The sequence below is a fragment of the Streptomyces sp. NPDC003635 genome (genome assembly GCF_053587635.1).
In genome coordinates this window covers 1-13,267 of sequence record NZ_JBSFOK010000035.1, presented here as the reverse complement: position 1 = coordinate 13,267, position 13,267 = coordinate 1, and the positions used below count along the sequence as shown (strand labels likewise).

Sequence of the window (13,267 nt, the reverse complement as noted above, 5' to 3'; positions counted from 1 at the left end):
GCCATGTCCCGCGAACTCCACCTCTCCATCGAACTCGACGGCACCGGCCACGGCCACGCCGCGCCCTTCACCGACACCCACTGGACGGACCTGTTCGAGCTCGCCGAACAAGGTGCCCTGGACTTCGTCGCCGTCGCCGATCACGTCGCCTCACTCGACGCCGTGGCCGCACTCGCCCGCGTTGCGCCGCTGACCAGCAGGATCGGCCTGGTCCCGGCGGTGGCCGCCCCCCGCGGCGCGGCCCTTCACACCTCCAGCGCCCTGGCCAACCTCGAGCTCGCGAGCGAGGGGCGGGCCGGCTGGCTGGTCGACGCCTCCGCCAACGGGGCCGAGGCGGCCGAGGTCACCGAGGCCGCCGTACGGTTGTGGGACAGGCCGGAGAACGACGCGGAGCACCCGGCTGCCGCCGCCGACGGGTTCACCGACCGCGAACGCCCGCCCCTCGTGGGGGAACCCTCGCCCGGCACCCGCCCACCGCAGGGGCGACTGCCCATCGCCGTGGCCCTCGACGCGCACGACTCGGACGGACAGTGGGAACTGGCCGCGAGCCACGCCGAGCTCGTCCTCCTGGACGCGGACCAACCGTCCACGGCCCGGCTCGCCCCGGGCAGCACTGCTGCGCCGTGCCGCGGACGCCGGACGCGACCCGGATGCGCTGCGGATACTGACACGCCTCGCGGTCGATCTCGGCAGCGGTACCGGGCCCGGACCCCTCCCGCCCGCCGAACTGCGCTTCACCGGCGCCGCCGCGGACCTGGCCGGACTGCTCGCCGACTGGCACGCGGCCACCGGCGTCGACGGCTTTCACCTCCTCCCGGCGTCGGCCCCCGCTGATCTGGCCGCCGTGGTCCACGACGTCGTACCCGCGCTGCGCGAACGCGCCCTCTTCCGCACCCACTACACCGGCCGCACACTCCGTGACCACCTCGGCCTGTCCCACCCCACCAGCCACCACGCCCGCGACACCGAGCCGGTGCGATGACGCACACGACGACGGCTCTGGGAACGCGCAAGCCCCGCGATCGAGTTCACCTCGCCGCTCAAGTCCTCGGCACCACCCGTCATTCGCACGCTGTTGAAGGAGTACGCGTGAAGCCGTTCAGAAACCGCCCTTCCGTCCGTCCCGCCCTGGTGGCGCTGGGCTCGGCCGCCCTCCTGGCCGCCTCCGTCCCTTCCGCCGCGGCCGCCGTGGGGGAGGAGCATGCGCGGTCGTCCGTCGCGCTCGACTGGTACGACACGACAGCGGCGACGATCGCGGCGGGCGGCGCCCCGACGCAGATCACCAACAGCCGCACCTGGGCCGTCAGTTGGCTCGCCGCGGCCCGAGCCACCCGTCAGGTTCCGGCCGGCGTCGACCGGAGCGACTTCCAGGACGCGGCTCTGGCGTCCGCCGTACACGACGCCCTGGTGGCGCTGGTCCCCGCCCGCACCCAGGAACTGGACGCCGCTCTGCACACGACGCTTCAAGGCCTTCCGGACGGACCGGCCGAGTCGAAGGGCGTGGCCGCCGGCGCCCGCCAGGCGCGACTCGTACTGGCCACCCGCGAGGGAGACGGCCTCGACCCGGCCTCGGTCAACGCGCCGTTCACCGTTCCGCCCGCGGCCCCCGGGGTGTGGCAGCCGACACCGCCCGCCTACGCACCGGCCGCACAGTACGGGAATCGCCTGGCCCGTCCTTTCCTGCTGGACAGTCCCGACCAGTACCGGCTGCCCGCCCCGCCCGCCCTGGACTCCGCCCGGTACCGCGCCGACCTGGACGAAGTCCGTGCGTACGGTGCGGTGAACAGCACGGTGCGCACCGAGAGGCAGACGGAGACCGCCACGTTCTGGCTCGGTTCCTCACTGACGCTGTACACCGAGCCGCTGCGGGTGGCTGTCGCCCGGTCCGCGCTGTCCAGCGCCGGACAGGCCCGGCTGGTGGCCCTGTTCCACGTGGCCCTGGTGGACACACAGATCGCCACCTCCGACAGCAAGTACGCCTATCTGCGGTGGCGCCCGGTCACGGCCATCCGCACCGGTGCGATCGACCCCGATGCCGCGTGGACGCCGCTGCACACCACGCCGGCCCATCCGGACTACCCCAGCGGCCACAACACCTACTCGGGCGCAGCGGAAGCGGTCCTCTCGGCGCTGGTCGGGCCGCGCACGGCGCCGTTCGAGCTGACCAGCCCGACGGCGCCCGGAGTGACCCGCACATACACGGCCTGGAGCCGGCTGTCCCAGGAGAACGTGGACGCCCGCGTGTACTCCGGCATTCACACCCGCTCGGCCGACGAGGCCGGTCTCGTGCTGGGTGAGCGGGTCGCGACGCACACTCTGCGCAACGCCGCGCGCCTGTTCGGCACGCTGTGAGCGGCACCGGCACCAGGCAAGAGCGGCCACCTGCTGTGTCCAGCCCTCGCATACGCGTCGGCCACAGTGAGGTGACCACCGCAGCGGTCGTATCCGTGGCAGGTGGGAACGGCGTTCGCATGGACGGGGCCCCGGGCCGCCCGGGCACGCACCTTCTGGACAACGCGGTCTGGGCCGCACTGACCGGCCCGCACGCCCGCTTCGCTCAGCGGGTGGGCCGAGCGGCCCGCTATCCGGCCGACGTCTACGCGTTCGCCGCCCTCGCCGATCCGGCGGACCCGGCCGCCTGGGCCGACCTGCGCACGCTGGTCGGGCCCGGAACCGTGGTACGGGTCAAGCCCGTTGACCGGGTCCCCGCCGGCTGGGAGGTCGTCGGTGCCGGGCAGGGCGTGCAACTCGTCGACGACGGCCTGCGGGCGGAGCCCGCTCCGGAAGCGGTGCGGCTCGGGCCCGACGACGTTCCCGACATCCTTGAACTGGTCGCCCGCACGAAGCCCGGCCCCTTCCAGCGGCGGACCGTCGACATGGGGACGTATCTCGGTATCAGGCACCGCGGGCGGCTGATCGCCATGGCGGGCGAGCGGATCCGTCCGCCCGGCTGGACGGAGATCAGCGCCGTCTGCACCGACCCGGATCATCGAGGCCGCGGCCTGGCCACGCGCCTCATCCGCGCGGTCGCGGCGGGTATCCGGGCCCGTGGCGACGTTCCGTTCCTGCACGCCGCCGCCGGCAACACCGAGGCGATCGGCCTGTACGAGTCCCTCGGTTTCACCGTGCGGCGCCGCTCGACCATCCGACTCGTCCGCAGCCCGGGACCTCACACGAGAGCGACACGCCGTGACCCATGACAGGAGGGGTGACGCGCTGAGGCGCGTGCTCCGACGGACTGAGGCGGCGGACGTGACACACCTGTCCCACGCCGTCCACCTCCACTGCCGGACCCACACAGACCTCCAGGGCGTGGCCGGCGCGCTCTGTTGTTCCTGACCCGTTCCCCAACCGCCGTGCCCGCCCTTCGGTGAGGCCGGTGTTCTCGTCACGGACTTCCAGGAAGGCACCGACCCGTGTCCTCAACTGCCCCCACCCCCTTGCACCTTGCTGTCGCGCTGGACGGCACCGGCTGGCATCCCGCCTCCTGGCGTGAGCCGGCCGCCCGCCCCCGGGACCTGTTCACCGCCGGATACTGGGCCGACCTGGTCAGCGAGGCCGAGCGCGGACTGCTCGACTTCGTGACCCTCGAGGACGGCCTCGGCCCGCAGTCCTCCCACTTCCTCGACCCGGACGAGCGGACCGACCAGGTGCGCGGCCGCCTGGACGCCGTTCTCGTCGCCTCCCGCGTTGCCCCGTTGACCCGGCACATAGGCCTGGTGCCGACAGTGGTGGCCACGCATACAGAGCCGTTCCACCTCTCCAAGGCGATCGCCACCCTCGACTACGTCAGCAGTGGCAGGGCCGGCCTGCGCGTGCAGATCACCGCCCGCCCGAACGAGGCCGCGCACTTCGGCCGCCGCACCATCGCGCGCATCGAGGCCTACGACAGCCCGGCCGCCCAGGAAGTGGTGACCGACCTCTTCGACGAGGCCGCCGACTACGTCGAGGTGGTGCGCCGCCTCTGGGACAGCTGGGAGGACGACGCCGAGATCCGGGACGCCGCCACGGGCCGCTTCATCGACCGGGACAAGCTGCACTACATCGACTTCGAGGGCCGGCACTTCAGCGTCAAAGGGCCCTCCATCACGCCCCGGCCGCCCCAGGGCCAGCCGATCGTCAGCGCCCTCGCCCACGACACCGTCCCGTACCGGCTCGTGGCCCGCGCCGCCGATGTCGGCTATGTCACCCCGCATGACGCCGACGAGGCCCGTGTGATCGTCGCCCAGGTCCGCGCCGAGCAGAACGCGGCGGGGCGAGGCGCCGACCCTCTCCATGTCTTCGGCGACCTGGTGGTCTTCCTCGACGACACCCCGGCCGCCGCGCGGGCGCGCCGGGAACGGCTCGACGCGCTCGCGGGAGAGCCGTATACGAGTGACACCCTGGTTTTCCAGGGCACGCCCGTCCAACTCGCTGATCTGTTGTTGGAGTGGCGGGGCGCCGGAGTGAGTGGCTTCCGGTTGCGCCCCGCTGTCGCCGGCCACGACCTCCCGGCGATCACCCGCGGGCTGGTTCCCGAACTCCAGCGCCGGGGCGCCTTCCGCCGGGCCTACGAGGCCGACACCCTGCGCGGACTGCTGGGCCTGGCCCGCCCCGCACACCGCTACGCCGCAGCCACCGCCTGAGCCGGAGGAACCCACCGCCATGACCAAGCCGCTGAAGCAGATCCACCTGGCCGCCCACTTCCCCGGCGTCAACAACACCACCGTGTGGAGCGACCCCGAGGCCGGAAGCCACATCGAGTTCAGCTCCTTCGCCCACTTCGCACGGACCGCCGAACGCGCGAAGTTCGACTTCCTCTTCCTGGCTGAAGGCCTGCGGCTGCGCGAGCAGGGCGGGAGGATCTACGACCTCGACGTCGTCGGCCGCCCTGACACCTTCACCGTCCTCGCCGCGCTCGCCGCCGTCACCGAACACCTCGGTCTGACCGGCACCATCAACTCCACCTTCAACGAGCCCTACGAGGTGGCCCGCCAGTTCGCCAGCCTGGATCACCTCTCCGGCGGCCGCTCCGCCTGGAACGTGGTGACATCCTGGGACGCCTTCACCGGCGAGAACTTCCGCCGTGGCGGGTTCCTGCCGCAGGAGGAGCGCTACTCCCGCGCCAAGGAGTTCCTCGCCACGGCGAACGAACTCTTCGACTCCTGGCGCGGCGACGAGATCCTCGCCGACCCGGCCACCGGCACCTTCCTGCGCGACGCCAAGGCCGGCGCCTTCGTCCACGCCGGGCAGCACTTCGACATCCACGGGCAGTTCAACGTGCCCCGCTCGCCCCAGGGCCGCCCTGTCATCTTCCAGGCCGGTGACTCCGAGGAGGGCCGAGAGTTCGCCGCCTCCAGCGCCGACGCGATCTTCAGCCGGTACGCGACCCTGGAGGCGGGCCAGGCCTTCTACACGGACGTCAAGAACCGCCTCACCAAGTACGGCCGCCGCCACGACCAGCTGCTGATCCTGCCCGCCGCCACCTTCACCCTCGCCGACACCGACGCCGAGGCGGAGGAACTCGCCGAGGCGGTACGCCGTCAGCAGGTCAGCGGAGCCACGGCTCTCAAGCACCTGGAGTTCGTCTGGAACCGGGACCTGTCCTCCTACGACCCGGACGGGCCGCTCCCCGACATCGACCCGGACGTCAGCGACCACCACATCTCGAAGGGCCGCGCCCAGGTCCGTATGTACCGGGACCCGCTGGCCACCGCCCGCGAGTGGCGCGAGCTCGCCGCCGCCCACGACTGGTCGATCCGCGACCTGGTCATCGAGACCGGCAACCGGCAGAACTTCATCGGTTCGGCCGAGACGATCGCCCGCACCATCAACGAGTTCGTGCAGGCGGACGCGAGTGACGGCTTCATCCTGGTCCCGCACATCACCCCCACCGGCCTGGACGACTTCGCCGACAAGGTCGTTCCGCTGCTCCAGGAACAGGGCGTGTTCCGCACCGAGTACGAGGGCCCGACCCTGCGTGACCACCTCGGCCTGGCCCATCCGGACGACGTGCGCGACCAGCGGGCGGCGTCGTGAAAGTTCCTCGCCATCACGCTGATAGTGCGCCGGCCCGGATGCTCATGGACCGCCCGGGGGCAGCAGGTCGGGCCGACCGGCCAGGCCGAAGCGTCCGACGACCAAATCGTCCATGGGAAGGCTGGTCAGCCGGATGCGCTCGTCGAAGCCGATGTCATCCCACCGCTGGAACATCCCGTTCGGGAAAGTGATCCAGCCCCACCGGTCCTCAGTGTTCAGGATGTCCCCGGTGGGCACCTCCTGGATGAACGCGCGATGGTAGGGGTGGATGTTGTTGGTGAAAGGTGTCGGCAGCCCGGAGAACAGGAAGGTGCGCAGCACTTCGTAGTGCGGCGGAATGATCGACTTCTGTTCGTTCTCCAGGAGGTCCCGGTTGCCCTCCGCTACCAGGCCAGTGGTGATCTTGTTCCAGGCCGCACCGTAGGAACGCGTAGGGAAACCGGGCGCGAAGGTCGGCACGAGCGCGGAGTAGGTCGTGTACTCGTTGAACCGGTCGTGCAGGTGGCCAAGCTTGATCGCCTCGCTCGGATGATCGAGGAAGGCCTCGTGCAGCCAGGCGAGGTCGAAGAAGATGTCCCGGCCGATCCGCACCATGATGGACTGCTCGATGAAGCCGGGGTCGCTGTCCAGGCCGCCCACGACGGCACCCCCGGCCATGCGCCCGAGCCCAGCCCAGAGCAGTTCCTTCGGAGCGGCGAGGTACAGGTCGCGGTAGTAGCCGTACAGGTCGACGACCCGCGCACGGTTTGCGGCCCACCCTGCCTCCGGCAGCCACTCGGCGTGGTCGGCGTTCCGCGCCTTCTCCAAGGCACGGTTGCTGTAGAACGAGCGCCGGTCCGAGTAGTGCATCTGCTGGTCGTCGAGGCTCGGCAGGGGCTCGCCGTCGAGGCGGTTCATCGTCTGCGGGCCGACTTGGCCGTCCTGCGAGAGACCGCGGGCCTCCTGGAACGCATGGACGGCGCCGGCGGTTTCGGAACCGAAGTCGCCGTCAGCGCCGAACATCGGCAGGTCGAACCCCAGATCCAGCAGCGCCCACTGAACGCGACGCACCGCCAGTCCCTTCTCCTGCAACTTCATGACATGGGTGTTCGCCGCGCATGCCTGCAGCACGGGGTCATCGGTGAATCGCGGATTGCTCAGGCCCATCGTCGATCCCTCCAGATCCCCAGGCCGATCACGAGCGACGCGGAGTGAATTCTCCTCGCTCACCCAGCCGCGATCGGCGCGACGCACCGAAGACAGTGGAGCGATCGAGCAGCCACTGCTAGATCCCGCCGGGAGCGTGCCTCGCCCGACGGGATGGCTTCATCAGCGGAGATGGACCGTGTTCGCGCAGTGGTCGTGGATCTGTCCGGAGCCGACGACCCCGGCGGAGGGGCTGACTTTGGAGTACGGCCGGCTGGTCTGCCCGTTTCGGATGGGCCGGTCGCAGGCCAGGCACATCCGTACACCGGTGAGGGTGTCGTAGTGGTCGCACAGCGCCAGAAGCGATCGTGCGAGCTTGCGGGCGTGGACCATGGCGTCGTACGTCCCCGCCCCGCGCGCGGCGTTCAGTTTCCGGCGGGCTTCGCCGGTGCAGGCGAGTGCGCAGTACCGGGGCACGTCGTCCTCGGACAGCCGTACCGCCAGTTGCTCGATCTCCGGGATGAGCAGCTCCATGTGGCCGCGCAGCAAACCGGTGAGCGTATCCAGGGTGGCGGCGTCGGTGGGGGTCACGTCGGGCGGGAGGATCAGGGCGATGCTCGCGCGCATCGTGGCGATGTCCACGGGTGGCGTTGTGGTCGTGGCCGGGCTGTCTGCCTGCTTCATGCCGGGCCCCCGTCATGGTCGACTGGGTCGCGGCCGGCCATCACGAGCGTCAGTACGTCGCTCGCCCTGCACAGCCGGCCCGGCCGGGCCATGGGTACGGCCCAGTACGAAGCCGGGGTGGGTTCCCTGAGCTGGGTGAGATCGGTGCGCGGTACTCCCAGGTAGGTGCCGTGGCCGAGGCAGACGGCTGCGGGGGCCCGCCAGTTCTCAGCGGTGCCGGGCGGCACGAGGGCGTAGTAGCGGCTGCCGCTGGGGTCGTGGATGACGGGACGGCTGTTGAAGGTCCAGCCGAGCCAGTCGTTCACGGTAGGTGGGTCACTGATCCCGGCCGCACCGCGGACGAGGTCCTCGGAGAGACGGACCGCATCGAAGCGCCGCCCTAATGGGATCAGGGCGAGACCGGCTGTTCCACCCCACTCGCCGTGCACCGCGCCGGGGGAGGGGTGCGCGGAGGCCAGCCAGTCCTGAACCGTGGTGGCGGGCGGCGAACTCGCTGGTGGGAAAGTCCCGTTCGGGGCCGTACTGTTCGTCATGTCGACGCTCCTTTGAAACGTTGGCCGTGCCCCGGGACCGTCGTGAACGGTTGCCGGGGTCTGCCTGTCTCGATCGTGTTCGTGCTGCGGTCGCCCGGTCGCGGCAACCGCCTGTGGAGATCAACCACACACAGGTCCTGCCGCGCACTAGGGCGAGGCCAGCTGCACCCAAGACCTTGTAGAGCGCCCCGCAGTCGAAGCACGCCTCACTGAGCGGGCCTCCTCGTTCCCGCGTGTGGAAGGGATGATGGGCCTACGGCGATGCCACAAGTACCCCAACGAGGGGTACCTCCGGGGACTTGCTCAGTCGGCGGCGCACCACTGCGCGAAGTGCGAGAGCGCCTCCGCGTCGGCTCGCCTCAGTCGGCGCAGTGTGGCGACGTCCTGCCGTACCCAAGGATGTTCGCGCGTGTGTTGCGGAGCGATGCGACGGGCCACGTTCAGTGATTCGAAGGCGTGCCTTGGCCGCCCGGCCCACAATTGTGCCCGGGCCAGTTCGATGTAGAAGCCGCTGCGCCGTTCGACAGGCAGGTCGGGCTGGGGCTTCCACTCGTGGGCAACGCCGAGGGCCTGTCCGACATGGTCCTGTCCCAAGCTGACCGCCACGGACACCTCGTGGATACGCACCGTGTCGGGTCCGAACGCGGTGCCGTAATACACCTTCTCCGTCAGACGATCACCCAGTTCACGGGCCTCGTCGAGGTGGGCCTTAGCCGCGGTGGAGTCCTGTGCGCGGCCTGCGACGACGGCAGCCCGCATGTGAAGGGCCCCGCGTGCGGCGACCGCTGTCTCCGTGCCCGGTGCCGGGGCGGCGTCGAGTGCCCTCTCGAGGGCGCGCAGGCCGGCGGCATGGGCGCGCGCCGCGAAGAACGTCTCAGTGCGCACGTAGGCAACGCAAGCGGTGAGCAGTGGATCACGGGCCTCAGGGGCAGCCCACCGCATGAGGTCGATCAAGCGGGCGGACAGGTCGTAAGCACCGAATTTGAAGGCAACAGAATCGGCCGAGCGGTACGCGTTGACCAGGAGAGCAGCCAGCTCGGCCCGCTCGCCGTTGCCGGCGCAGTAGTAGGCCCGCGCAAGGTGGGCAAGCAGCTCGGGCAGCGTGCCGGCGAGACGTGTGTACTGGGCGGCCAGTCGCCATCGGGCAGCCTCGTCGACCGCTGTACGCAACTCGTGCAGGGGTAGGACCGGTCCGTCCTCGGGAACGTCGTAAGCCGCAATCGCCGCGGACAGCAGAGGCAGCGCGTCATGTACCGGCGTGCGGGCGGGCTCCGGGCCCGCACGGAGCCGGGAGGCATCGATGCCCATGGCTTCCGCGAACGCATCCACCATGACCTCGCTGGCATTGCGCTCACCGCGCTCGATCTTGCGTACGGCACCCAGGGATGCGCCGGATGCGTCGGCGAGTTGCTGCTGCGACATGCGCGCCATGCGGCGCTCGTAGGCGACGCGCTGTCCGATGCCACGGTAGGCAAGTGGGGGCATCATGCCTCCAGTTCGCTGCTTTCACGGCGAACCGTACCCGCGCCGACGCGGTGCGGGTACCGAACCGGCCCTACCACCATTGGTTGCTGAGGCCGTTCGCTGTGGTCAGGCCGTAACGATCTCGGTGAGCTGTAGGAGGCCGTCGATCCGCCAGTCCGCGGCGGCGATCACCTTCGGATCGTCCGCCCACAGGAACCCCCACGGCCCACGGCGAATGTGCGCCACGCGGAGCCCCGCCGCTTTCGCTGGGAAGACGTCATTGGCGGGATGGTCGCCGACATACAGAGTCTGCGCCGGATCGGCCTGCGCCGCCTTCTTCACCCGCTCGAAGAAGGCGGGCTGAGGCTTTGCCACTCCCCACTCTCCGGATGTGGTCACAAGGTCGGCCGGAAGACCCAGGCCGCGCAGCAGTTCACCGACCCGCGGGGTCTGATTGCCCGCAATGATCACGCGCATGCCAGCACCCTGGAGCGCGGACAGGGCGGGGCGCACATCGTCGTACAGGTCGCCTTCGTCGAGTCGCTCGCCTCGCCCGGCCGCCTCCCGGGCGGCGTACTCGGCGGCGACGTCGACACCCGGACGGATGAGCCGGAGAGCGTCCGCGTTGTCCCGGCCCTGTGCGACCACGGCACCTACGAGCGCGGACAGCGTATGACGGGGCACCTTCAGCCAGTCGGCCCAGGACGCCCAGTAGCGGTCGTCACGAGTGATCGTCTCGCCGATGTCCAACACGATGGTCTGAATCACCCTGGGAGCCTACGGCGCTGGTTGAGCTCCTGTGGCAGACCGGAGGGCTGCCGCTCGCGTGCTGCGACGCGGCAGGTGCTGGCGTGCCTGGTACCGGAGGGCCCCCCTTGGCGACCGTATGGAGGGCGGTCAGGCGGCGGTCGAGATGGGGGAGCTGCTCGTCTGTGGTCGGCTCGACCAGGCGTTCCTGGGCGGCCAAGCCGCTGTCCAGGGTCAGACTCTAGACGGCCAGGTACGGCAGGTTCTCCTTGCGAGCTGCTTGCCCATCTCGCCGTGTCATTGAGGCATGCATCGCAGGATGCCGCCGCTTCCCTACCGCGTAGTTCCGTTCGCGGGTTCATGCTGCTCAAACGGCAGTTGTACGATCACGCGGGCCTCAAGCTCCCGCCCCACTGCGGACTCGTCGCCGCCTGACCTCACTGTCAGTGGCGAATGCGACGATCTCCCGACGGCTAAGGGAGGAGAGCAATGGGCACCTGGGACATCGGCCCCTTTGACAATGACACCGCCGCCGACTTCGGAGGCGACCTGGACGAGGCAGCCCTGGAAGAACGCGAAGCCCTGATCCGTGGCGCGCTCAAACGCGCCTCTGACCCTGCGGACTTCCTGGGTACCTCCGACGGCGAGCGAGGAGTGGCTGCGGCCGCCCTGGTCGTTGCTCAGCATCCTGCTGGCAAGCCGGCATGTACGAACTACGGTCCGTCACAACCGCTGCCAGCGTTGCCCACAGACCTTCGGGCGCTCGCCGTCGACGCACTGGATCAAGTGATCTCCGAGCGGTCTGAACTCGCCCGACTGTGGGACGACGCTGTGAACGGCTCGAAGTGGCGGGACGACATCACCTGCCTTCGCGACGTCCTCGACCCTCCGACGCCTCCACAGGAGGACGCCCTCTTCGACATCTGAGCGATCACCCACGGTCCGTGCGGCTCCCCGTTGCGCGGGCCGGGCGCTGTCAGTGCCCGGTGGCAAGATCGCCGGTATGAGCTTTGTTCGTACCACTCCACCGCGGCCGGTCGACGTCGCCACCGTCTTTCCCGAGTTGGCTGGGTTGGCGCGGGAGGCGATCCGGCTGCATCCCCGTGCCGGGGTGCCCACGGCGTACGAGAGTTCGGTGGGGGGCCCGTTGCTGTGGCCCGCCGAGGAGCCGTGGCCGCACTGCGATGCCTCGCATCCGGGTAGCGGCAGGTCCACGTCACCCGCGGAAGTGAGGCTGGAGCGGCGCAGGCGGGCCCGACTGAACCGAGATCCCCACGGCCCTCACTACGCGCCCGAGGAAGAGGCGACCAAGCACCGGAACGACGCGGCGTTCATGGAGCGCCTCGACGCCGGCCCTCCGTGGCCCGCGGAGAGCCCGGTCCCGATGCTGCCGGTGGCCCAGCTGTATGTGCGTGACATACCCCTGCTGCGGCCGCCCGGCCAGGCCGACCTGCTCCAGGTTCTCTGGTGCCCCTACGACCACGAACCGCACTGCAAGCCGGCCACCCTGCTGGTTTGGCGATCCGCCGCCACGGTCGTCGACATCCTCGCCGCACCGCCGGAACCGTACGAGGCGGACCACGACGGCTACGTACCGGAGCCGTGCCTGCTCGCGCCGGAGCAGATCACCGAATACCCCAACAGCCTCGATCTGAGTGCGGAGCTGCGGAAGGTGGTGGGGGACTGGAGCAGATGGCAGGCGGCTGACGCCGACGTGGACAGCTCGTACGCGGACTACCCGGCGGAGTTCTATGACAACGAACTGGCTGACTCTCCCGGCTGGAAGGTCGGCGGCTGGCCCCCGTGGGGCCGCACCGACCCGTATCCCCGCTTCTGCTCGGTCTGCGAGGTTCAGATGGTCCCGTTGCTGACCATCGCCTCGTTCGAGTGGGACGGCGGTACGCGCGGCTGGGCGCCGTACGAGGATCAGGCCGACGCGTTTGCCGCCAGTCATCGCGCCGGCCAGAACCCCGCGCAGCCGACCGCGGTCGAAGTCGGCAGCGCCGACAACATGCAGATCTATGTCTGTCCCACGTCCCCGGAGCATCCGCACACCGACTTGATCCAGTGACCGCCCGTGAGCCGTGCCACTCCAGGGTGACGCGGACGGCCGGGTTCCGCGCGCCCCCTGCGCAGCTGCTTCGGCGGGCAGGGCATCCTCGCGGCGTGCTCCAGCCGCCACGTGTCGTTGCCCTGGCGGGTGAGATTGTTGCAGACGCGTGGACGAATGATCGAATGAGGTGGCCCCGAGCGGGGTAGAACGGACGCCGGGAGCCCTGTCCGGCAGGGACTCCCGCTATTCACCCCGGCCGGCACACCCGGCGCGAACTGAAGGATTGCAGTATGGCCAGTGGCACCGTGAAGTGGTTCAACGCCGAGAAGGGCTTCGGATTCATTGCCCAGGACGGCGGTGGTCCGGACGTTTTCGCCCACTACTCCAACATCGCCGGCAACGGCTACCGGGAGCTGGTTGAGGGCGAGACGGTCACCTTCGATGTGACGCAGGGGCAGAAGGGCCCCCAGGCGGAGAACATCGTTCGGGGCTGACCACGAGAAAATGCTCACCGCATCGCGAGTGTCACTGTGTAGAGTGGCATCACCGACGCGGGGTGGAGCAGCTCGGTAGCTCGCTGGGCTCATAACCCAGAGGTCGCAGGTTCAAATCCTGTCCCCGCTACCAAAGACAGGGACCCGGC

Annotated in this window: 14 protein-coding genes and 1 tRNA gene; 10 read left to right on the top strand and 5 right to left on the bottom strand. The window is 70.0% G+C overall.

What is annotated here, in order from left to right; translation table 11 throughout:
• The first annotated feature begins 3 nt into the window (after positions 1–3).
• The 6 genes from ACWDRW_RS27910 (at position 4) to ACWDRW_RS27885 (ending at position 6,018) form a co-directional block, all read left to right on the top strand.
• A complete protein-coding gene (locus tag ACWDRW_RS27910; protein ID WP_451727140.1) occupies positions 4–834 on the top strand; it encodes a hypothetical protein in 831 nt (276 codons plus the stop codon).
• 10 nt (positions 835–844) lie between these two features.
• Positions 845–982 carry a hypothetical protein gene (locus ACWDRW_RS27905; RefSeq protein ID WP_451727137.1) on the top strand — a complete coding sequence of 46 codons (138 nt, stop codon included), beginning with the start codon at positions 845–847 and terminating at the stop codon, positions 980–982.
• A 107-nt stretch (positions 983–1,089) separates the two neighbouring features.
• On the top strand, positions 1,090–2,352 hold the full coding sequence (locus ACWDRW_RS27900) for a vanadium-dependent haloperoxidase (protein ID WP_451727135.1): 1,263 nt from the start codon (positions 1,090–1,092) through the stop codon (positions 2,350–2,352).
• A 119-nt stretch (positions 2,353–2,471) separates the two neighbouring features.
• A complete protein-coding gene (locus tag ACWDRW_RS27895) occupies positions 2,472–3,200 on the top strand; it encodes a GNAT family N-acetyltransferase (protein ID WP_451727132.1) in 729 nt (242 codons plus the stop codon).
• 216 nt (positions 3,201–3,416) lie between these two features.
• Positions 3,417–4,625, top strand: coding sequence for an LLM class flavin-dependent oxidoreductase (locus tag ACWDRW_RS27890; RefSeq protein ID WP_451727129.1), 1,209 nt, complete (start codon positions 3,417–3,419; stop codon positions 4,623–4,625).
• A 19-nt stretch (positions 4,626–4,644) separates the two neighbouring features.
• The gene (locus ACWDRW_RS27885) at positions 4,645–6,018 is read left to right on the top strand and encodes an NtaA/DmoA family FMN-dependent monooxygenase (protein WP_451727127.1); all 1,374 of its coding nucleotides are present in this window, start codon (positions 4,645–4,647) and stop codon (positions 6,016–6,018) included.
• A 42-nt stretch (positions 6,019–6,060) separates the two neighbouring features.
• Here ACWDRW_RS27885 and ACWDRW_RS27880 read toward each other — a convergent pair whose 3' ends face one another.
• The 5 genes from ACWDRW_RS27880 to ACWDRW_RS27860 all read right to left on the bottom strand — a co-directional run bounded on the left by ACWDRW_RS27880 (position 6,061) and on the right by ACWDRW_RS27860 (position 10,592).
• Positions 6,061–7,251 (bottom strand): peptidoglycan-binding domain-containing protein, encoded by a 1,191-nt coding sequence (locus ACWDRW_RS27880; protein WP_451727124.1) that lies wholly within the window; start codon positions 7,249–7,251, stop codon positions 6,061–6,063.
• 75 nt (positions 7,252–7,326) lie between these two features.
• Entirely contained in the window at positions 7,327–7,827 is a 501-nt protein-coding gene (locus ACWDRW_RS27875; RefSeq protein ID WP_451727121.1) for a DUF6415 family natural product biosynthesis protein, read from the bottom strand.
• Complete coding sequence (locus ACWDRW_RS27870) at positions 7,824–8,360, bottom strand: hypothetical protein (protein WP_451727119.1); 537 nt, start codon at positions 8,358–8,360, stop codon at positions 7,824–7,826. The genes ACWDRW_RS27875 and ACWDRW_RS27870 overlap by 4 nt, the downstream gene beginning before the upstream one ends.
• 303 nt (positions 8,361–8,663) lie before the next feature.
• Complete coding sequence (locus tag ACWDRW_RS27865) at positions 8,664–9,845, bottom strand: helix-turn-helix domain-containing protein (RefSeq protein WP_451727322.1); 1,182 nt, start codon at positions 9,843–9,845, stop codon at positions 8,664–8,666.
• A gap of 105 nt (positions 9,846–9,950) precedes the next feature.
• The gene (locus tag ACWDRW_RS27860; protein WP_451727116.1) at positions 9,951–10,592 is read right to left on the bottom strand and encodes an HAD family hydrolase; all 642 of its coding nucleotides are present in this window, start codon (positions 10,590–10,592) and stop codon (positions 9,951–9,953) included.
• Between the two features lie 468 nt (positions 10,593–11,060).
• Here ACWDRW_RS27860 and ACWDRW_RS27855 point away from each other — a divergent pair, with 468 nt between their 5' ends.
• The 4 genes from ACWDRW_RS27855 to ACWDRW_RS27840 all read left to right on the top strand — a co-directional run bounded on the left by ACWDRW_RS27855 (position 11,061) and on the right by ACWDRW_RS27840 (position 13,251).
• A complete protein-coding gene (locus ACWDRW_RS27855) occupies positions 11,061–11,498 on the top strand; it encodes a DUF4259 domain-containing protein (RefSeq protein WP_451727113.1) in 438 nt (145 codons plus the stop codon).
• A 76-nt stretch (positions 11,499–11,574) separates the two neighbouring features.
• The gene (locus ACWDRW_RS27850; protein ID WP_451727110.1) at positions 11,575–12,642 is read left to right on the top strand and encodes a hypothetical protein; all 1,068 of its coding nucleotides are present in this window, start codon (positions 11,575–11,577) and stop codon (positions 12,640–12,642) included.
• Between the two features lie 272 nt (positions 12,643–12,914).
• Positions 12,915–13,118, top strand: coding sequence for a cold-shock protein (locus ACWDRW_RS27845; protein ID WP_143638655.1), 204 nt, complete (start codon positions 12,915–12,917; stop codon positions 13,116–13,118).
• A 56-nt stretch (positions 13,119–13,174) separates the two neighbouring features.
• Positions 13,175–13,251: transfer RNA gene (locus tag ACWDRW_RS27840), tRNA-Met, on the top strand.
• Positions 13,252–13,267 lie beyond the last annotated feature (16 nt).